Genomic DNA, 19,875 nt, shown 5'->3' on the forward strand with positions numbered 1-19,875 from the left:
CTTCACTACGGATCGTCCGGCACGTACCTGCCGGTGAAGGGAGCAACACAACATGGCAACAGTGACGTTCGACAAGGCTCAGCGCTGGTTCCCGGGGGCAGACAAGCCCACCGTTCCCGGCATCGACCTCGAGATCGGCGACGGCGAGTTCATGGTTCTCGTCGGACCTTCGGGATGTGGCAAGTCCACGACCCTGCGGATGCTCGCGGGGCTGGAGGAGGTCAACTCCGGCAAGATCTTCATCGGCGACCGGGAGATCACCAACCTCCCGCCGAAGGACCGGGACATCGCGATGGTGTTCCAGAACTACGCGCTCTATCCGCACATGTCGGTGGCCGACAACATGGCGTTCGCGCTCAAGATGGCCAAGGTTCCCGAGGCCGAGCGCAAGAAGCGGGTCGCCGACGCGGCGGCGATCCTCGGGCTCACCGAATACCTCGACCGCAAGCCCAAGGCGCTGTCCGGTGGCCAGCGTCAGCGCGTCGCCATGGGTCGCGCGATCGTCCGGTCGCCGCAGGTGTTCTGCATGGACGAGCCGCTGTCCAACCTCGACGCCAAGATGCGCGTGCAGACGCGCACCGACATCGCCAAGCTCCAGGCCGACCTGGGGGTCACCACGGTCTACGTGACCCACGACCAGATCGAGGCGATGACCATGGGTGACCGCGTGGCGGTCATGAACTTCGGCGAGCTCCAGCAGGTTGACACTCCGCTCAAGCTCTACGACAAGCCGGTCAACCTGTTCGTCGCCGGCTTCATCGGCTCACCGCAGATGAACCTGCTCCAGGCGACGGCCAAGGACGGCAAGGCACAGATCGGCAACTACCTCGTGCCGGTCGACCCGGCGGCGTCCACCAAGCTGGGTGCGCAGCACAACAACATCACGGTGGGTGTGCGCCCGGAGGCCTGGCGCCTGGTCTCCGCCAACGAGGGCGGACTGCCCATCGACGTGACCGTGGTCGAGGAGCTCGGCGCCGACGGCTACGTCTACGGCAACTGCGACGTGGCGGGCGCGCCGTCCAGCGTGATCGTCCGGGTCAGCGGCCGGGACGCCGTGGCGAAGGGCGACACCATCTACGTGACCACGGACCCGCAGGAAGTGCACGTGTTCGACACCGACACGGGCGAGCGGCTCAGCGACTGAGCTGAGCAGCTGACGTTCAGCGAGCGCGGTCCGCCGTACGCCGGATCGCGCTCGCGAACGTGTCGAAGAGCGCGGGTGGAAGGTCGTGGCCCATGCCGTCGACGAGCAGGAGCTCGGCGCCCGGGATGGCGGCGGCGGTGGCGCGCCCGCCGGAGACGTGGACCATCTTGTCGGCGAGACCGTGCACGACCAGGGCAGGCATCCGCAGGGCGCGAAGGCGCGGTCCGCGGTTGGGCTGGGTGATCACCGCCAGCATCTGACGGAGGACGCCCGCGCCGCTGATGCCCCGGTCCCAGGTCTCAGCCGCGCGGGCCCGCACCCGGTCCTCGGGCTGGGGATAGCCGGGCGAACCGATCCGGTTCCACACCACGACGGTCGACTCGATGTAGACCTCGCGGCCGCCGCGCTTGGCCAGCAGGTTGGGAAGGAGGCTGGGGTGCTGCCACCCCACCGTGCGACGACCGGTCGTCGACATGATGCTGGTCAGCGACCGCACCCGGGCCGGCTGTCCGATCGCCATCGTCTGCGCGATCATCCCGCCCATCGAGACCCCGACCACGTGCGCGGAGTCGAGACCGAGATGGTCGAGCAGGCCGAACGCGTCGTCGGCCATGTCGCTCAGCGCGTAGGGCACCTTGACCCGGCGCCCGGCGAACGCGCTCACCAGCGTGGCTCGCGTCACGCGGCCCTTCCCGCGGCTGGACCGACCGGTGTCCCGGTTGTCGTAGCGGACCACGTAGAACCCTCGCTCGGCGAGCATCACGCACAGCTCGGCGTCCCACCAGTTCATGGGGCCACCCAGGCCCATGACCAGGAGCAGCGGGTCGTCGCCAGGGTCGCCGAAGGTCTGGTAGCACAGCTCGATGTCCTCGCCCACGGGGGCGAACAGCTCATCGGAGACCGCCACGGTGCCCGAGGCCGCGGGATGGATCGACTGGTCCATACGCCTAGTCAACCGCAGGGGTGGATGTCCCACGCTTGCGGGTTACCTGCCCCTAACCTGCTGGAGAGGAAAGAGGACGCATGGACGGTCATCTAGATGGCTCGACACTCGGTTCCTTCCTCCTGCCCACCGGCTTCCGGCGCCCCGCGGTCCGCGCGGTACTGCGCGAGGGCAGCTTCCTGGCGGAGGCCGGGCGCTACGCGCTGGCCTCGCGGGCCGAGCGCCGGGTTGGACGCGACGCGTCCTACCTCGAACGCTCGATGGCTCGCGGCGGCGGCGACCCGGTGTTGCTGGTGCCCGGGTTCATGGCCGGCGACTACTCGCTCGCCGGGATGGCGCGGGCGCTGCGCAGGCGGGGCTACCGCACCTACCGCTCCCAGATCACCGCCAACGTGGGCTGCACCCTCGAGGCCGCGGCGGCGCTCGAGGCGCGCATCGAGTCCATCGCCATCCGGCGCGGCACCCGGGTCAGCATCGTGGGGCACAGCCTCGGCGGCATGCTTGCCCGCGGCCTGGCCGTGCGGCGGCCCGACCTGGTCGCGGGCATCGTCACGATGGGGAGCCCGATGCTGGCGCCCGGTGCCCACCATGTCGGCCTCACCGCCGGGGTCGAGGCGCTGGTCCGGCTCAGCCGTGCGGGCCTGCCGCGGCTGATGTCGGAGGAGTGCGTGGCCGGCTCCTGCGCCCGGCAGAGCTTCGAGGAGAGCAGGCAGCCGATGCCGGCCGGTGTCGGCTTCACGGCCGTCTACTCCAAGCGCGACGGGATCGTCGACTGGCGGGCCTGCGTCGACCCCGAGGCACGGGCCGTCGAGGTGTCTGCCTCACACGTCGGGATGGCCTTGGACCCGCGGGTCCTCAGCGAGGTCACCGCTGCGCTGGCGCTGCAGCACGGACGCCGGCACGCGTTCGCGCCGGGTCGCTCAGTTCTCGAAGTCGATCGAGGCGAAAGCGCGTAGCTTCGACAGCTGGTGCTCGGAGCGGATCGACCGGATGGTGCCGCTGCGCGAGCGCATGACCAGCGAGTCGGTGACGCAGCCGCCGGGCTGGTAGCGAACCCCGCGCATCAGGTCGCCGTCGGTGATCCCGGTCGCGACGAAGAAGCAGTCGTCACCGGTCACGAGCTGGTCGGTCGTCAGCACGGCATCGGGGCTGAGGTCGTGACCCGCGTCCAGCGCCCGCTGGCGCTCGTTGTCGTCGGACGGCCACAGCTGGCCCTGGATCACACCGTCCATGCACTTCATCGCGCAGGCGGCGATGATGCCCTCGGGGGTCCCTCCGGTGCCCAGCAGCAGGTCGACGCCGCTGCCGGGCCGCGCGGCCGAGATCGCGCCTGCGACATCGCCGTCGACGATGAACTTGATGCGGGCACCGGTCGCGCGGATCTTGTCGACGAGCTTGTGGTGCCGGGGGCGGTCCAGCACCACGACGGTCACGTCGGACGGCTTGGTCCCCTTGGCCTTGGCGACCTGGTGGATGTTCTCCGCCACGGGGTAGCGGATGTCCACGGCGTCGGCGGCCTCGGGCCCGGTGACCAGCTTGCGCATGTAGAACACCGCGGACGGGTCGTACATGGAACCACGCGGCGACACCGCGAGGACGGCCACGGCGTTGCTCATCCCCTTGGCGGTCAGCGTGGTGCCGTCGATCGGGTCGACCGCGACGTCGCACTCCGGCCCGGTGCCGTCGCCGACCCGTTCGCCGTTGTAGAGCATCGGCGCGTTGTCCTTCTCGCCCTCGCCGATGACGACCGTGCCGTTCATGCCGATCGTCGAGATCATCACCCGCATCGCGTTGACCGCCACGGCGTCCGCGCCGTTCTTGTCACCCCGGCCGACCCAGCGTGCAGCGGCCATGGCCGCCGCCTCGGTCACCCGCACCAGCTCGAGGGCGAGGTTGCGGTCCGGAGACGCGGGCGGCGTCGAGAGGGGCGGCTGGTGGGATCCGCTCTCGGTCATGGCCCAACCCTAGCCACCTGCCGCGTCGCAGACCGAGGGGCTGAGAGGATGGGGCGTGTGAGTGACCACCAGGAGAGTCCGCGCGAGGAGCCGTCGCGCTACAACCGGACGACCAACGGGTTGCTCGCCTCCCTCCTGGTCACGGTCCTGGCCGTGGGTGGCTTCGTGCTGTTCCGGGAGATGTTCCGCGACCAGCCTGAGATCCCGCGCGGAGCCGTCGACTACCTCGGCACCGTCGAGGACGCCCAGGACGGTGGCATCGAGCTCATCTACCCGTCGTCCATCCCCGAGGGGTGGGACGTGACCCACATCGACTTCGTGCGCGGGGAGCGCCCCGCCTGGGGGGTCGGCATGCTGACCGACGACGGTCGCTACGTCGGCCTGCGCCAGGAGGACGCGGGCGTGGACGACCTGCTCGCGGCGTACGTCGACGACAACGCCGAGCCCGGCGACCAGAACACCATCGAGAGCGGTGTCGCCACCGGACCCTGGCAGACCTGGGCGGACGCGGACGGTGATCTCGCCTACTCCACGACCGTCGACGAGGGGGTCGCGACCACGCTCGGGGAAACCCTGCTGGTCTACGGCTCGGCCAGCCGCGACGACCAGGAGCTGCTGATCTCGCTGCTGACGATGGACGCCGTCGGTTAGTCCGTGCCCTCTTGCTGGTCGGCGGCGTCGAGTCGTTGGCGGACCCCGTCGAGCCACTGCTGGCACACGCCGGCGAGGTGTTCACCGCGCTCCCACAGCGCCAGGGACTCCTCGAGCGTGATGCCTCCGGCCTCGAGCCGCCGCACGGTCTCGACGAGCTCCTCCCGCGCCTCCTCGTAGGAGAGCTCTTCGCCCTCGGTGCCGGCCAGGTTGTCAGCCATCGTTCTCCTCGAAGAGCTCGGTGCGGGTGGTCACGGCGTGCACGCGCCCGTCGGCGACGCGCACGCTGATCGGTGTGTCGGCGGCGACGCCCGACACCGAGGTGACGACATGACCGTCGGCGTCCTGGAGCACCGCATAGCCCCGCTCCAGGGTGGCCAGCGGGGACAGCGCCCGGGCCCGGGCGCGCTGGTGGGCGATGTCGTCGTGGGCCCGGTCGAGCCGGTGGCCCAGCGTGCGCCGGGCCCGGCCGACCAGCTCGCGCAGCTGGTCGGCGCGCTCGTCGAGCAGCACCCGTGGGTCGCCCAGCACCGGCCGCGAGCGCAGCGCGTCGAGGCCGGCCTGCTCGCGCGACAGCCAGCCGGCCAGCGTCTGCCGCAGCCGGTGTCGGGCGGTGTCGACGAGGCGCAGCTCCTCGGCCACGTCGGGCACGACCAGCTTGGCCGCGTCGGTCGGGGTGGAGGCGCGGACGTCGGCCACGAGGTCGAGCAGCGGCTGGTCCTGCTCGTGGCCGATCGCGGAGACGACCGGGGTCCGGAGCAGGTGGACCGCCCGGACCAGGCCCTCGTCGGAGAACGGCAGCAGGTCCTCCACCGAGCCGCCGCCACGGGCGACCACGATGACGTCGACATCGGGGTGGCGGTCGAGCCGTCCGAGCGCCTCCATGACCTCGGCGGCCGCACGCTGGCCCTGCATGGTGGCGTAGGCGACCTCGAAAGCGACGCCCGGCCACCGGCGGCGGGCGTTGTCGACGACGTCGCGCTCGGCGGCGGACCCCGGCGCGGTCACCAGCCCGACCCGGTGAGGCAGGAACGGCAGTGAGCGCTTCAGCTCGCGGGCGAACAGGCCCTCGGCGGCCAGCAGCTGGCGGCGCTGCTCGAGCCGGGCCAGCAGCTCGCCGAGGCCGATCATCCGGATCTCGCGGACGGCGAGCGAGAACGAGCCGCGGTTGGCGTAGTAGGACGGCTTGGCCAGGACGACCACGCTGGCGCCCTCCACCAGCGGCGTGGCGAGGCTGTCGACCCGGTCACGAGGGACCGTGAGGGGCACCGAGATGTCCGCCACCGAGTCCCGGAGAGTCATGAAGACCGTCTGGATCCCGGGTCGGCGGTTGATCTGGGCGATCTGGCCCTCGACCCAGACGGCGCCCAGCCGGTCGACGTACTGCGAGACCAGGTTGGCGATCTGGCGCACCGGTGCCGGTGACGTCGCCGAGGTCTCGAGTGCCATGGTCGCTGACTTTAGGGGGCGGCACGGACGCCCGTACGCTGGGCGGCATGAGCACTGATCTCGGCACGCCCCGCGTCCTCGCCCCGGACGAGGCCGAGCGTGCCGTGCTGCTGGCGGCGCCGCGCGGCTACTGCGCCGGCGTCGACCGGGCTGTGGTCACGGTGGAGAAGGCGCTGGACCTCTACGGCGCCCCCGTCTACGTCCGCAAGCAGATCGTCCACAACAAGCACGTCGTCGCCGACCTCGAGTCGCGCGGGGCGGTCTTCGTGGAGGAGCTCGACGAGGTGCCCGCCGGCGAGACGGTGGTGTTCTCCGCCCACGGCGTCTCACCGGCCGTGCACCAACAGGCCGAGGAGCGCGGGCTCAAGACCATCGACGCGACCTGCCCGCTGGTGACCAAGGTCCACCACGAGGCCAAGAGGTTCGCCTCCGACGACTACGACATCCTGTTGATCGGTCACGCCGGGCACGAGGAGGTCGAGGGCACGGCGGGCGAGGCCCCCGAGCACATCCAGCTCGTCGAGAGCCCGGCTGACGTGCCCGGCATCGTGGTGCGGGACCCCTCCCGGGTGGCCTGGCTCTCGCAGACCACCCTGTCGGTCGACGAGACCCTGGAGACGGTGGCCGCGATCCGCGAGCGGTTCCCGCTGCTGCTGGACCCGCCGAGCGACGACATCTGCTACGCCACCCAGAACCGCCAGCTCGCGGTCAAGGAGATCTCCCGCGAGGCCGACCTCGTCATCGTGGTCGGGTCGGGCAACTCCTCCAACTCGGTCCGGCTGGTCGAGGTCGCGCTCGAGGCCGGTGCCAAGGCGGCCCACCGCGTCGACGACGCCTCCGAGATCGACGAGGCCTGGCTCGAGGGGGTGCGGACCGTCTCGGTCACCTCGGGTGCGAGCGTGCCGGAGTCGCTGGTCGACGAGGTGCTCGCCTACCTGGCCGAGCGCGGCTACCCGGACGCCAAGGCCGTGCACAGCGCCGAGGAGTCGCTGATCTTCGCGCTCCCCAAGGAGCTGCGCCGCGACCTCAAGGCCGCCGGCGCCCGCTAGCTGTTGCGGGGCTGCTGCTTGTCGCTCTGGCGTCGCCTCCACTGCGGCCGGTCCGACGTCCGCTGGGGCTGCGTCGGCTGCGGCGGAGACGGCTTCGGCAGGGGTGGCTTCGGCAGGGGTGGCTCCGACTGGGGTGGCGGCGCGGAAGGACTCGTGGTCGGGGGGGCCGGCGCTTCGTCCGCCGGTCGGCTCGGCGTCAGGTTCTGCTCGCGGAACTCCAGGTCCTCCAGGTAGGCCGGCTGACTGGCCTCCAGGTCCTCGGTCTCGGCCTGCGCCACCCTGCGGTCCCTGCGGATCGAGATGAGCACCTGGAACGCCAGGAGCATCAGCAGCAGAGCGACGCCCGCGACGAACCACTTGGCGTAGGACCGTTCCTCCGCCTCGGCCGCAGCCGGCTGTTCCTGGGCCAGCGTGGTGCTGTCGACGGTGAACGGAGGCGCCGAGTCATCGGTGAGCAGCAGGTCCCCATCGAGCGCGGGCCAGCCGCTGCTCACCAGGAACGAGACCAGCTTGGTCGTCAGCGCCCGCGGTGCCGGCTGGTTGCCGGGCGCCCAGCCACCGAGCATCAGCACCTGGCGGTCGGCGCCGTCACTGGGCCCGATCGCCTCCAGGACGGCGTACGGCTCCTGCGAGGTGACCTCGAAGGACGAGTCCGCCTGGTCGAGCAGCCGGATCGAGGAGAGCTTCAGCGGCGCCTCGAGGCTGGTGGCGTCGGCCGCGCTGGCGCCGATGATGATGCCCGAGCGGTCGTCGGCGATGAACGCGTTGGCGGGGACGAGCTGCACGTCGAGAGGGAACGAGGCGGCGCGCTGCAGGGTGCCGACCACCCGGGCCAGCTCCTGGACGGCGCCGAACCGCTGCGCCCCCTCGTTGCGGACCGCGACGGGCAGGCTGCCCTGGAGGACCTGTGGCCAGAGCTGGAACGCGCCGGTGTCTGCGGTGCCGGCGGTCGCGGTGAGGGTGGAGCCCTGGGTGTCGAGGTCGACCTCGATCGGCGGTGAGCCCGGGGCCGCGCAGGGCAGGCCGTCCACGGTGACCGCACTGAGCACGAGCTGGAGCTCGTTGACCGAGCGCAGCTTGCCGGCCGGGACGGAGAAGTCCATCTCCAGGGCGCCGGTGTCGTCCAGGGTCTTGGAGCCCACCAGCTCGCCGTTCATCCGGACGTCCAGGCGGGCCCGGTCGGCGTCGGCCACGGCCGTGTGCGCGCCCTGCAGGTGCACCTCGAGGCCGGAGACCGGCGAGGAGAACGCGTCCTGCGGGATCTTCACGGCCTGGGCGGTGACGCCGTAGCCGGAGAGCCTCACCTCGCCGGCACCCACGTCGGCCAGGGACCGTTCGAGGTCAGGCTCGCGCTTGCCCAGCTCGCCGCTGATGCCCTCCGCGGCCGGGTCGTTGGCCAGCTGGAGGGTGTCGCCGCCCTCGGTCACCGCGAGGGCTTTCGCTGCTGCCGGGAGGTCGTCGCCGTTGGCAGTGATCGTGAGGACCGGTACGCCGGAGCGCGGTGCCGCGGCGATGTCGGTCGTCACCTCGCCGGGCCTCCCCGCGCTCAGCACGACGACGCGCTGGGAGGCCACGGCGGTGGTGGGCGCGTCCGCGAGGGCACCGAGTGCGATCTCCGTCCCGTCGGGATAGCGGCTGCTCAGCGCGGCCACCGCGGCCACTCCCGCCTCGAGCAGGTCGTCGTCGGCGTCGGCGGCGATGAGGACGTCGATCCGGTTGCTGGACGGCGGGAAGAAGTTGGCCAGGGAAGTCGGCAGCCGTTCCTTGCCTCGATAGGTCAGGGCGATCTTGCGCAGGGAGGCCTCGCCCGCCGCCGGTCGGCACACACCGCCGACCGCGGGACCCTGGGAGGCCATGGTGAGCCCGATGGTGCCGTCGGCGATCACGTCCGCAGCGGTGACCGGGATGCGCACCTTCGCGTAGAGCGTCGAGGGCACGGTGCGCGCGATACGTCCGTTGACCCGGAACGTGACCGCGCCGTTGTTGACCACCTCGGGCATCGTCAGCACGCCGGTGATGGCACTCGGAACCACGCCGCGGGGCACGGGGATGTCGAAGCGGGTGGTGTTGACCGCTGCCGTCGACATGGTGCCGGGGACGGGAGCCTCCTCAGCGGAGGCCGAGACCGGTCCGAGCACGACGCAGCCCGCCGCGAGGGCAAGGGCGGTCGCAGCCGAGCGGAGGGGTCGCACCGTTGGCTCCTGACGTGACGGGTGTGGCGTATGTGCAGGGAACAGTGTGACCTAAGTTCGGCACGTAGTCTCAGGAGTCGTGGCGCGCTACCTGGACATCCATCCCGACAACCCGCAGGAGCGGCTGCTCCAGCAGGTCGTCGACGCGCTGCGGGACGACGCCCTGATCGCCTACCCGACCGACTCCGGCTACGCCCTCGGGTCCCGGATCGGCAACCGCGACGGGCGTGACCGGATCCTCCGGATCCGGGGCCTCGACGAGCGCCACCACTTCACGCTCGTGTGCAAGGACTTCTCCCAGCTGGGCCAGCTCGTCCACGTCGACAACGCGGCGTTCCGGGCGATCCGCGCGGCCACGCCAGGGCCCTACACGTTCATCCTCCCCGCCTTGCCGCAGGTGCCGAAGCGGCTGCTGCACCCGCGCAAGCGCACCGTCGGGGTGCGGATCCCGGACCACCCGCTGGTGCAGGCGCTGCTCGACCTGCTCGGCGAGCCACTGTTGAGCAGCACGCTGATCCTGCCGGGCGAGACCGAGCCCCGGACCCTGGGCTGGGAGATCAAGGAGGAGCTCGACCACGTGGTCGACATCGTGGTCGAGGCGGGCGAGACCCCGGCCGAGCCGACGACGGTCGTGGACTGGTCGGAGGGTGCCCCCGAGGTCACGCGCGTCGGCGCGGGGGACCCCTCCCGGTTCGTCAACTAGACGAAGCGGCGGCGTACGGCGAGGCAGCCCAGGCAGAGCCCGTAGCCGACGCCCAGGGCGACGGCGTGCGTGGACAGCCCGGACACCACCGCCTGCACGAGCCCGTCGTCGGGGTGGGCGATGGCGGCCGGGTTGGTGAGGCCGACCAGGACGAACACCGCCGCCATGATGAGCGGCGGCAGTACGCCCACGGTGAAGAAGTCCTGGGGGCGGACGAGCAGGGCCAGCGCGACGCAGACGAGCACGAAGGCCACGTCGAACAGGCTCGTCACGCGGTCCGCGCGGGCGAGGTCGAGCGCCACGACCGTGAGCGCGACGGCGAGCCCCAGGGCCACGACCTGATATCCGGGTTCGCGGCCGTCGGTCCAAAGAGTGCGAGCCTGGCTCACGTTCCTCACCGTAGGTCGGGCCGCGGGTGGCTCGTCGGAGCCGCGCCGTAGGTTGAGGTGGTGCGGATCGCTACCTGGAACGTCAACTCCCTGCGGTCCCGGATCGACCGGGTCGAGCGCTTCCTCGAGCGTCACGACGTGGACGTCCTCGCCCTGCAGGAGACGAAGGCTCGCGAGGACCAGCTGCCGCTGATGGGCCTGCAGTCGCTGGGCTACGACATCGTCTCGGCGGGCACCAACCAGTGGAACGGCGTCGCGATCGTCAGCCGGGTCGGCCTCGAGGACGTCGAGGTCACGTTCCCGGGGCAGCCCGGGTGGGGCGAACCCGCGGAGCCCGAGTCGCGGGCCATCGCGGCGACCTGCGCCGGCGTCCGGATCTGGTCGCTCTACGTCCCCAACGGCCGCAAGCCCGACGACCCCCACTACGTCTACAAGCTCGACTGGCTGGCCCGGCTCCGCGAGGCCGCCGGGTCGTGGCTGGGCTCGGAGACGGCGCTGGTCGGCGACTGGAACGTCTGCCCCACCGACGAGGACGTCTTCGACCCGCAGCAGTTCCGCAACTCCACCCACGTCACGCCGCCCGAGCGGGCGGCGTTCCAGGCCTTCCTCGACGACGGCTACGCCGACGTCGTCCGGCCGCACTGCCCGGGGCCGGACGTCTACACCTACTGGGACTACTACCGGCAGCGGTTCGAGCGCAACCGGGGCCTGCGCATCGACTTCGTGCTCGGCTCGCCGTCGTTCGCCGCCCGGGTGACCGGTGCGTTCATCGACCGCGACGAGCGGGACCCGGCGCAGGGCACGGGCTCGCCGTCGGACCACGCGCCGGTGATCGTCGACCTCAACTGACCACCTACCCCTAGCCTCACTGCATGGAGCGGCTCGCGGCATGGTCGGTGCACGCCTTCACCGCGACCGGCTCGGTGCTCGCGTTGCTGATGGTGCACTTCGCCTACCAGGGCGAGGTGCGCACGGTCCTGTGGCTGTTCCTGGCCGCGATGGTGGTGGACGGCACTGACGGGATGCTCGCGCGGCGGTTCCGGGTCAAGGAGGTCGTGCCGCAGCTCGACGGCGCCCTACTGGACAACATCGTCGACTACCTGACCTACGCGTTCGCGCCCATGGTGCTGCTCTGGGAGGCCGGCTACCTGCCCGACGGCGCCTGGGGCGGCGTCGTCGCGGCCATCCCGCTGGTGGCCTCCTGCTACCAGTTCACCCGCACCGACGCGAAGACCGAGGACCACTTCTTCCTGGGCTTCCCGTCGTACTGGAACGTGGTCGCGTTCTACGTCATCGTCTTCGAGCTCGGCACGGTCGCGACCACGTCGGTGCTGCTCGCCCTGACGGTGCTCATCTTCGTGCCGGTCAAGTACGTCTACCCCTCGCGCACCGAGACGCTCTGGTACACCAACATGGCGCTGGCGACGGCGTTCCTGGTGCTGTTCGGCGCCATCACCTCGCAGTTGCCGGACGTGCCGATCGTGCTCACCGGACTGTCGCTCGGCTACCTGGCCTACTACGTGGCGATCAGCCTGTGGCTGACGCTGCGCCGTACTGGCGCCCGCGCAGCGGCATGACCGGATGGATCCGGCTCCCCGTCGGTTCATCAAGGGATCCAGACGAACCTGCAGTTCCCATGCCGAGTTCACCTCAGGGAGTGCGGGTTGAGCGACATCCCTTGATGAAACTGCGGCGACCTCAACTCGGCATGACCGCACGACTCGCGGCGAGCCGGATGTCTGCTCATCCCGAGAATTGGGGGTCCTGCGCGCCGGGTCAGCCTCGAGGCTGAAGGCCGCTCCAACGACGCACGCGAGGATACGGGGATGGGTTTCATCACGGTCGGCCTGTTCACCATCGCCGTCGGGATGATGCTGGTCGATGTCAGGGACAGCCCCGCGACCTGGGACCCCTGGGACGTCTTCTCGTTGCTGTTGATGATCGCCGGGGTGGTCGCAGTCCTGATCGGCATGGTGGTCCATGTCGTCGCCGTCAATCGTGGCGCCCCGGCAAGGCCGGGTTGGCGCGCGCGAACTCGACCGCGAGCTCAAGGATGCGCCGCTCCGCCGCATCGGCGGCCCGACGCTCCTCGCGGACTTCCGCCAAGAGGTCCCGACTCCGCGGAGCGGAGTCGGGGAGGGAGTCGGCCAGGAGTGTCATCGTGGGTGAGTAACTATACGAACATATGATCGAAAATAGGACCTTGCTCGACAATGTGGACGGGAATCCAGTGGCGGCCGCAGGCGTTGGGCCGTCACCATGATCTGCATGTTCGCTGCTCCCCTCGCGGCCTCGTCGCTGCTGACCGGGCTCTGCCTTTCTCTGGGCCCGTCAGCCGCTGTCGCGCGGGTTCTCGACGCGCGAACCTGACCCTTCCTCGTGAGTCCCCGGACCGCACCGGGGAAGGGTCGTCAGACCCGATGCGGTCCGCACCAGCTCACACACAGGAAGCAGAAGCACAGCCATGGCCAAGCGCCAGTTCGTCCGCACCAAGCCCCACCTCAACATCGGGACCATGGGTCACGTCGACCACGGGAAGACGACCCTGACCGCCGCGATCACCAAGGTGCTCGCCGACGCCGACCCCACCGCCAACGAGTTCGTGGCGTTCGACGGCATCGACCGCGCACCCGAGGAGGTCCAGCGCGGGATCACGATCAACATCGCGCACGTGGAGTACGAGACGGCCACCCGTCACTACGCCCACGTCGACATGCCCGGCCACGCCGACTACGTGAAGAACATGATCACCGGCGCGGCCCAGGTCGACGCCGCGATCCTCGTGGTCTCCGCGCAGGACGGCGCGATGCCGCAGACGCGGGAGCACGTGCTGCTCGCCCGCCGGGTCGGCGTGCCCTACCTCGTGGTCGCCATGAACAAGGCGGACACCGTCGAGGACGACGAGCTGCTCGACCTGGTCGAGCTCGAGGTCCGGGAGCTGCTCTCCGAGTACGGCTTCCCGGGCGACGAGGTGCCGGTCGTCCGCGTCTCCGCGCTAGGCGCCCTCTCCGGCGACCCGCGGTGGACGCAGTCGGTGCTGGACCTGCTCGCCGCGGTCGACGACTACGTGCCGCTGCCCGAGCGCGCCTTCGGCGACCCGTTCCTGATGCCCATCGAGAACGTGCTCACCATCAGCGGTCGCGGCACCGTCGTGACCGGTGCAGTCGAGCGCGGGGTGCTCGCGGTGGGTGAGTCGGTCGAGGTGGTCGGGCTCGGAGAGACGGTCGCCTCGGTCGCCATCGGCATGGAGTCGTTCGGCAAGACGCTGGACGCCGTCCAGGCCGGCGACAACGCGGCGGTCCTGCTGCGCGGCGTACGCCGTGAGGACGTCCGTCGCGGCCAGGTGCTGGTCGTGCCTGGCTCGGTCACCCCGCACGCCAGGTTCACCGCGAACCTGCACGCGCTCACCGCGGCCGAGGGTGGACGGCACACGCCGTTCGCCTCGGACTACCAGCCGCAGTTCTACTTCCGCACCACCGACGTGTCGGGGGCGCTCGACCTCGGTGAGGTCGAGCTCGTCTTCCCGGGCGACTCGGTGGAGGTGACGGTCGAGCTGGGCAAGGCGGTGGCGATGGAGCCCGGCCTGGGCTTCGCCGTCCGCGAGGGCAACCGCACCGTCGCCGCGGGCGCGGTGACCGCCGTCCTCGACTGAGGGCGGAGACACAGACCCGCTACCTGGGGAAGGGACGCCCCGCGACCTGGTCAGTCGCGGGGCCGTCCCAGCTCCACGCTCAGCGCAGAGCCAGACAGCCCGACGTGACCGGCGCCCACTCGAGCGCGGCGTCCTCGGCGATCCGGGCGTCGAGGCCGGCGGCGACGTCGGCCGGCCAGGGCTCGGACCCGCGCGGGTCGAGCCGGACGCACAGGATGATCTCCTCGAACACGGTGGCCAGCCTCTGGTTGGTGTCGTCGAGGACGAAGACGAGGGCGTGCGCGGCCCGCTCGGAGCGGCCGAGGAGCCGCACCCGGACCGACATCCGGTCGCCGGTGCGCAGCTCGTGGAGGTAGGTCAGGTGGTGCTCGGCGGACAGGCACGCCAGTCCTGCCTTGGCCGGCCAGTTGTGCGGGATGCCCACGCTGATCAGCGACTCGTCCAGGCCTTCGCTGCCGATGCCGAGGTAGTGGCGGACGTTGAGCTGTCCGGTGTGGTCCTCGAAGGCGACGGGGACGGGCTGGACGGCGTACGCCGGTTGGGCGACGAGCTGCTCGTAGCTGGGGTGGTCGGGCATGCGGCCGACCCTAGGGGTTGCACCTAGGCTCTCCCCTCGTGGCTCTCACGATCGGCATCGTCGGACTTCCCAACGCGGGGAAGTCGACGCTCTTCAACGCCCTCACCAAGAACGACGTGCTCGCGGCCAACTACCCGTTCGCCACGATCGAGCCGAACGTCGGCGTGGTCGGCGTCCCCGACGACCGGCTGCCACGGCTGGCCGAGGTCTTCGGGTCGGCGAAAGTGCTGCCCGCGACGGTCGAGTTCGTCGACATCGCCGGGATCGTCAAGGGCGCGTCGGAGGGGGAGGGCCTGGGCAACAAGTTCCTCTCCCACATCCGGGAGTCGGCCGCGATCTGCCAGGTCACCCGGGTCTTCCGCGACGCGGACGTCACCCACGTCGACGGGGAGGTCAACCCCGCCAACGACATCGAGACCATTCAGACCGAGCTGATCCTGGCCGACCTGCAGACACTGGAGAAGGCGATCCCGCGGCTGGAGAAGGAGGCCAAGGGCAACAAGTCCCTGGTGCCGGCGGTCGAGGCGGCCAAGGCAGCGCAGGCGGCGCTCGACGGCGGTACGCCGGTCATCGCCACCGACATCGACCGCTCGCTGATCCGGGAGCTGTCCCTGCTCACCGCCAAGCCGTTCATCTACGTCTTCAACTGCGACGCCGACGAGCTCGCCGACGAGGAGCTCAAGGCGCGGATGCAGGCGCTCGTGGCCCCCGCCGAGGCGATCTTCCTCGACGCGAAGTTCGAGTCCGAGCTCGTCGAGCTCGGCGACGACGACGAGGCCCGCGCGATGCTCGCCGAGATGGGCGTCGACGAGCCCGGCCTCGACGTGCTCGCCCGGGTCGGCTTCGACACCCTCGGCCTGCAGACCTACCTGACCGCCGGCCCCAAGGAGACGCGGGCCTGGACGATCAGGAAGGGCGCCACCGCCCCCGAAGCCGCCGGCGTCATCCACACCGACTTCCAGCGCGGCTTCATCAAGGCCGAGGTCGTCTCCTTCGACGACCTGATGGCGCTCGGGTCCATGCAGAAGGCCAAGGAGGCCGGCAGGGTCCGCATGGAGGGCAAGGACTACGTGATGGCCGACGGCGATGTGGTGGAGTTCCGCTTCAACGTGTGATCCGCCCAGTCCGCAAGAACTTCACCGAGATGGGCTCGGGCAACCCCACGAGCACAGCACGAGGCCAGGGTCAGCGGTGCTGACCCGGGCGTCGTGCTGACAGCGCGTCACTACTCGTAGACGTTGAACTCCGTGACGGACCACCAGTTGCCGGCGCTACCGGTATTGACCACCTTGACGTAGCGGGAGGTCTGCGTGGGGAATGACGCCGTCTGGACCGGCTGACCATCCGCCTCGATCGACGCGACCTTCGTCCAGTCGACTCCGTTCTCGGACACGTAGACGTCCGCGCTGCGCGCGTAGTCGTCCGCGTTCGGGCCGGAGTCGAGTTCGACCCTGCTGAACGTCTGCGCCGCACCCATGTCGATCTGGAACCACATACCGGCGTACTGGCTCGTCCCGGAGCTGTACCGCGAGATGGCATCGCCATCCAGCATGTGCACGAGCGCGTCGTCGGGCCACGGACTCTCGTCCGACGCCGTGGCCGACCAGCCGTCCCGGGTCAGCGGATCCTCCTGATCCGGGTCGTAGTAGACGTTGAACTCCGTGATGGACCACCAGTTGCCGGCGCTGCCGGTGTTGACGACCTTGATGTAGCGGGCCGTCTGGGTGGCGAAGGTGGCCACCTGGGTCGGTTGGCCGGGCCCGGCGATCGAAGCGACCTGGGTCCACGCGGTCCCGTCCGAGGAAACGTAGATGTCGGCGCTGCGCGCGTAGTCATCGGTGCTGCTGCCGGGATCCAGCTCGACCTTGTTGAAGGTCTTCTCCGCGCCCATGTCCACCTGGACCCACATCCCGTCGTACTGGCCGGTGCCGGAGGTGTACCGCGAGCTGGTGTCGCCGTCGAGCATGTGCACAAGGGCGTCGTTGGGCCACGGACTCTCGTCCGACGCCGTAGCCGACCAGCCGTCCCGGGCCAGCGGAGCCTCCGGGTCCGGTTCAGGATCCGGCTCGGTGTTGTTGTAGACGCCGAACTCTGCGATCGACCACCAGTTGCCGGCGTTGCGCGTGTTGACCACCTTGATGTAGCGCGCGGTCTGCTCTGGGAACGATGCCAGCTGGACCGGTTGACCGCTCGCCAGCACAGAGGTGACCTTGGTCCACGCCTGACCGTCGGACGACACATAGATGTCGGCGCTCCGGGCAGTGTCGCCGAAGCTGCTGCCGGCGTCCAGGACGACGCGGTTGAAGGTCTGCGGCTGGCCCATGTCGACCTGGAGCGACATCCCGTCGTACTGGCCCGTGCCCGAGGCGTACCTGGTGTCGATGTCGCCGTCCAGCACGTGCTCCACCACGTCGGCGGGCCATGGGCTCACGTCCGAGGCAGTCGCGGTCCAGCCATCCCGATCGAGCGGCGTCCCCAGACCCCTGAGGGTGAAGGGAGCCCCACCTGCGGGTTCTCCGCCGGAACCGTTCACGGACACCTGGTACTTCCCGGAGGGGAGCCCTCTCGGGACGATGGCGATGATCCTCGTGTCCGACCAGCTCTCGATCCGGGCGGGGACCGCACCGAAGAAGACGGTGCCCCAGTCCTGGGTCTCGCCGAAGTGAGCACCGGTGATCGTGAGCCGGTAGCCAGGCAGGCCGCGACTCGGCGCCAGGGTGCCGAAGGCCGGCACCGCAGACTCCGGACGCTCGTGCGTCGTGAACATTGCCGAGGTCCCGGGAGGAAGGGAGTAGCTGTACGAGCCGTCCGCAGAGACGCGGAAGCTCTGCTCGCTGCGGCTGCCGTTGTAGACGACGCTCACCTTCGCGCCGTCGGGGCTGGTCCAGCCCTTCAGCTGCAGCGGTTTGGACACCTTGGTCGGAGACGCGAACGAGCTGCTCGCAGAGTCGACCCCGTAGACCTTCACCTCGCCGACGGACCAGTGGAAGTGGAACGAGTCGTCGGTGCTGACGATGCGGATGTACCGCGCCGTCTGGGGCTCGAGCGCGATCGACACGCTGCCGAACGGGCCTCTGCCGCGAGCCACGGCCGTGCCCCAGTCCTCGCCGTCCTCCGAGACGTAGACCTGGTAGTCGGCGATCGCCTCGAAGGCGTCCTCCTCGGAGTTGTCGAGGACGATCTTGGTGACCGTCGTCGAAGCGCCGAGGTCGACCTGGAAGTGGTCGCCGTTCTTCGCGCGGATCCCGGTGCGCCACTTCGTGTGGACGTCGCCGTCGATCGCGTTCGCCGCCTCGTCTCCCTCCGAGCTGGCGGATGCCTCGATCGTCCATCCGGATCGGTCGAGCTCGGCTCCCGGGGGCGTGATCGACGCGCCGACCGGCAGGGAGTACGTGAGCAGGCCGTCACCGTTCACGACGGTGTTCTGGATGGGCAGCAGGTCGGGGTCGTAGGTGATCGTCACCTCGTCCTTCGACTTGGTGCCGCGGCCCTTCGCCGTGGCCGCGTCGAAGACGAAGTCGTGGTTGGAGTCGACCACGTTCGGCGCAGCGGACTTCCTGCCCTTCTGCGTAGGGCCGGAGTAGGTGAACGTGACTGCGTTCCCGGCCTCGAGGGTGTAGTCGAAGGACTGCGTCCCATCGGCGACGCTGATCGCCTGCGACTCGTCGGAGTCGTTGTAGGCCAGCATGACCTTCGACCCGTCGGGGTTCTGGAACGCGACGTTCTCGACGCTGCCGGCGCCGAAGCTGTTCGAGTAGATGCGGTGAGCGCCGGGCTCGACGAACTTGCTCGCGTGCGCCAGCGCGTAGTACTCGCTGTTGTAGGAGACCGAGCCGGTCTCGGGGTCGGCGGCCACGAGTCCGCGATTGAGCGGGATGCCGCTGAGCGGCCCACCCTCGGGGTCGAGGGCGATGTTCCACAGCATGACGCCGTTGCCCCAGTTGCGCATGTTGTCGATCACCCAGGTGTTGAAGGCGTCGTGGAACGCCACCTCCGTGTTGGCCTGGTAGGTCCCTCCGGTGGCTTCGGTGAGGTAGTTCCTCTTGGCCGGGTAGTCGTTGTGCGCGAACGTCTGGTAGATCGGGCTGCCGCTGTAGATGTGCCAGGCCGCCCCGACGGCGTAGTCGGCGCTGGCGGGATCGTTGTAGACGGCCTCCGGATACGACGGCACGTCCCAGTTGTGGTCCCACGAGAGGATCTCGGTGGAGATGTCGTTGGCGGCGAAGGCGTCACCCATCTCCTTGATCACGCGGGCCTGCTGCGAAGGCGTCATCTCCATGCCGGGCCAGCTGGGAGCAGCCTGCGGCTCGTTCTGCGGAGTGACGTAGTGAATGGGCAGACCGGCCTCGCCGTAGGCCTGGATGAACTTCACGAAGTACTGGGCGAGCACCGGCTCGTACTCGGTCTTGAGGCTTCCGCCGACCAGGTCGTCGGAGGTCTTCATCCAGCCCGGCGGGCTCCACGGGGTGGCGGTGACCTTGATCCCCGGATTGAGGGCGAGCGCCTGCTGCAGCTGCGGGATGATGTAGGCCTCGTCGTGTGCGACCGAGAAGTTCGAGAGGGTCGGGTCGGTCTCCCCCTTCGGCAGGTCGTCGTAGGAGTAGAACTCCGACGCCGTGAAGTCGGTCGCGCCCATCGGCACCCGGATCATGTTGAGGCCCGCCCCGTCGACGGGATCGAACAGGTTCTTCATCAGCTCGTCGCGCGACTCGGCCGGCAGCTCGTTCATCACCCAGGCCGACGAGTCGGTCAGCGCGGCCCCGAAGCCCGTGATCTCCTGGTACCTGACACTGTCGTCGACCTTGATCGTCAGCGGGTTGGTCGCCTGCTTGGTCTGGAACGACACGTCGTTCTGGCGCTCGACCCACGTGTCGGTGGACACGTCGCTCAGCCACACCTGCACGGCGGTGCCATGCGTCGGCGGTGGCGCTGCCTGCGCCATGGTCTGCAGACCCGGCAGCACAGCAACGCTGACACTCGTGACCAGCATCGTCAGGCTTCTCAACTTGCGCATGCGTTCCTCCGAAGGAGCTCGTGTGAAAGGGATGTCGCCGGGGAGCACCGCTGTCGGGGCGCAGCGCGACGAAGGCCGCTGTCGACCCGCGGCCCTCCTCGGCCGCGGCAGCGCGCCATGGCCCACCTGAGCGAGCGCCTGGCTGCCGGTCGCAGGT

Annotated in this window: 17 protein-coding genes; 9 read left to right on the forward strand and 8 right to left on the reverse strand. The window is 70.0% G+C overall.

Annotated elements, in window-relative coordinates; genetic code table 11:
• Positions 1-52 precede the first annotated feature (52 nt).
• Positions 53-1,144: an ABC transporter ATP-binding protein gene (locus tag ACYVC6_RS11440; protein WP_460714086.1), complete on the forward strand. Its 1,092-nt coding sequence runs from the start codon at positions 53-55 to the stop codon at positions 1,142-1,144.
• A 16-nt stretch (positions 1,145-1,160) separates the two neighbouring features.
• Here ACYVC6_RS11440 and ACYVC6_RS11445 read toward each other — a convergent pair whose 3' ends face one another.
• Positions 1,161-2,087, reverse strand: coding sequence for an alpha/beta fold hydrolase (locus ACYVC6_RS11445; RefSeq protein WP_460714088.1), 927 nt, complete (start codon positions 2,085-2,087; stop codon positions 1,161-1,163).
• Between the two features lie 80 nt (positions 2,088-2,167).
• Here ACYVC6_RS11445 and ACYVC6_RS11450 point away from each other — a divergent pair, with 80 nt between their 5' ends.
• Positions 2,168-3,043, forward strand: a complete 876-nt coding sequence (locus ACYVC6_RS11450) for an esterase/lipase family protein (RefSeq protein ID WP_460714090.1) — start codon at positions 2,168-2,170, stop codon at positions 3,041-3,043.
• On the opposite strand, the gene glpX is transcribed toward ACYVC6_RS11450, so the two are convergent.
• Complete coding sequence (gene glpX, locus ACYVC6_RS11455) at positions 3,008-4,042, reverse strand: class II fructose-bisphosphatase (RefSeq protein ID WP_460714092.1); 1,035 nt, start codon at positions 4,040-4,042, stop codon at positions 3,008-3,010. The genes ACYVC6_RS11450 and glpX overlap by 36 nt on opposite strands.
• A gap of 57 nt (positions 4,043-4,099) precedes the next feature.
• Here glpX and ACYVC6_RS11460 point away from each other — a divergent pair, with 57 nt between their 5' ends.
• Complete coding sequence (locus ACYVC6_RS11460; RefSeq protein ID WP_460714094.1) at positions 4,100-4,693, forward strand: DUF4245 domain-containing protein; 594 nt, start codon at positions 4,100-4,102, stop codon at positions 4,691-4,693.
• Here the strand turns inward: ACYVC6_RS11460 and ACYVC6_RS11465 are convergent.
• A complete protein-coding gene (locus ACYVC6_RS11465) occupies positions 4,690-4,914 on the reverse strand; it encodes an exodeoxyribonuclease VII small subunit (RefSeq protein ID WP_460714096.1) in 225 nt (74 codons plus the stop codon). The two genes, ACYVC6_RS11460 and ACYVC6_RS11465, sit on opposite strands and share 4 nt — an antisense overlap.
• Complete coding sequence (xseA, locus tag ACYVC6_RS11470) at positions 4,907-6,142, reverse strand: exodeoxyribonuclease VII large subunit (protein WP_460714098.1); 1,236 nt, start codon at positions 6,140-6,142, stop codon at positions 4,907-4,909. Before xseA ends, ACYVC6_RS11465 begins: the two co-directional genes overlap by 8 nt.
• A gap of 47 nt (positions 6,143-6,189) precedes the next feature.
• Here xseA and ACYVC6_RS11475 point away from each other — a divergent pair, with 47 nt between their 5' ends.
• Positions 6,190-7,191, forward strand: a complete 1,002-nt coding sequence (locus ACYVC6_RS11475) for a 4-hydroxy-3-methylbut-2-enyl diphosphate reductase (protein ID WP_460714100.1) — start codon at positions 6,190-6,192, stop codon at positions 7,189-7,191.
• Here the strand turns inward: ACYVC6_RS11475 and ACYVC6_RS11480 are convergent.
• The gene (locus tag ACYVC6_RS11480; protein ID WP_460714102.1) at positions 7,188-9,383 is read right to left on the reverse strand and encodes a cellulose biosynthesis cyclic di-GMP-binding regulatory protein BcsB; all 2,196 of its coding nucleotides are present in this window, start codon (positions 9,381-9,383) and stop codon (positions 7,188-7,190) included. The two genes, ACYVC6_RS11475 and ACYVC6_RS11480, sit on opposite strands and share 4 nt — an antisense overlap.
• Positions 9,384-9,462: 79 nt before the next feature.
• Here ACYVC6_RS11480 and ACYVC6_RS11485 point away from each other — a divergent pair, with 79 nt between their 5' ends.
• Positions 9,463-10,086, forward strand: coding sequence for an L-threonylcarbamoyladenylate synthase (locus ACYVC6_RS11485; RefSeq protein WP_460714104.1), 624 nt, complete (start codon positions 9,463-9,465; stop codon positions 10,084-10,086).
• Here ACYVC6_RS11485 and ACYVC6_RS11490 read toward each other — a convergent pair.
• A complete protein-coding gene (locus ACYVC6_RS11490) occupies positions 10,083-10,475 on the reverse strand; it encodes a DUF6542 domain-containing protein (protein WP_460714106.1) in 393 nt (130 codons plus the stop codon). The genes ACYVC6_RS11485 and ACYVC6_RS11490 overlap by 4 nt on opposite strands.
• A gap of 60 nt (positions 10,476-10,535) precedes the next feature.
• Here ACYVC6_RS11490 and ACYVC6_RS11495 point away from each other — a divergent pair, with 60 nt between their 5' ends.
• The 3 genes from ACYVC6_RS11495 to tuf all read left to right on the forward strand — a co-directional run bounded on the left by ACYVC6_RS11495 (position 10,536) and on the right by tuf (position 14,127).
• Positions 10,536-11,324 (forward strand): exodeoxyribonuclease III, encoded by a 789-nt coding sequence (locus ACYVC6_RS11495; RefSeq protein ID WP_460714108.1) that lies wholly within the window; start codon positions 10,536-10,538, stop codon positions 11,322-11,324.
• A 23-nt stretch (positions 11,325-11,347) separates the two neighbouring features.
• A complete protein-coding gene (locus tag ACYVC6_RS11500; protein ID WP_460714110.1) occupies positions 11,348-12,052 on the forward strand; it encodes a CDP-alcohol phosphatidyltransferase family protein in 705 nt (234 codons plus the stop codon).
• 887 nt (positions 12,053-12,939) lie between these two features.
• Complete coding sequence (gene tuf, locus ACYVC6_RS11505; protein WP_460714112.1) at positions 12,940-14,127, forward strand: elongation factor Tu; 1,188 nt, start codon at positions 12,940-12,942, stop codon at positions 14,125-14,127.
• A 79-nt stretch (positions 14,128-14,206) separates the two neighbouring features.
• Here the strand turns inward: tuf and ACYVC6_RS11510 are convergent, their stop codons facing one another.
• Complete coding sequence (locus ACYVC6_RS11510) at positions 14,207-14,704, reverse strand: thioesterase family protein (RefSeq protein WP_460714114.1); 498 nt, start codon at positions 14,702-14,704, stop codon at positions 14,207-14,209.
• 38 nt (positions 14,705-14,742) lie between these two features.
• Here ACYVC6_RS11510 and ychF point away from each other — a divergent pair, with 38 nt between their 5' ends.
• Entirely contained in the window at positions 14,743-15,819 is a 1,077-nt protein-coding gene (gene ychF / locus ACYVC6_RS11515) for a redox-regulated ATPase YchF (RefSeq protein ID WP_460714116.1), read from the forward strand.
• A gap of 110 nt (positions 15,820-15,929) precedes the next feature.
• Here ychF and ACYVC6_RS11520 read toward each other — a convergent pair whose 3' ends face one another.
• Positions 15,930-19,718 (reverse strand): discoidin domain-containing protein, encoded by a 3,789-nt coding sequence (locus tag ACYVC6_RS11520; protein WP_460714118.1) that lies wholly within the window; start codon positions 19,716-19,718, stop codon positions 15,930-15,932.
• Between the last annotated feature and the right edge of the window lie 157 nt (positions 19,719-19,875).

The sequence above is a fragment of the Nocardioides dilutus genome, assembly GCF_054779555.1.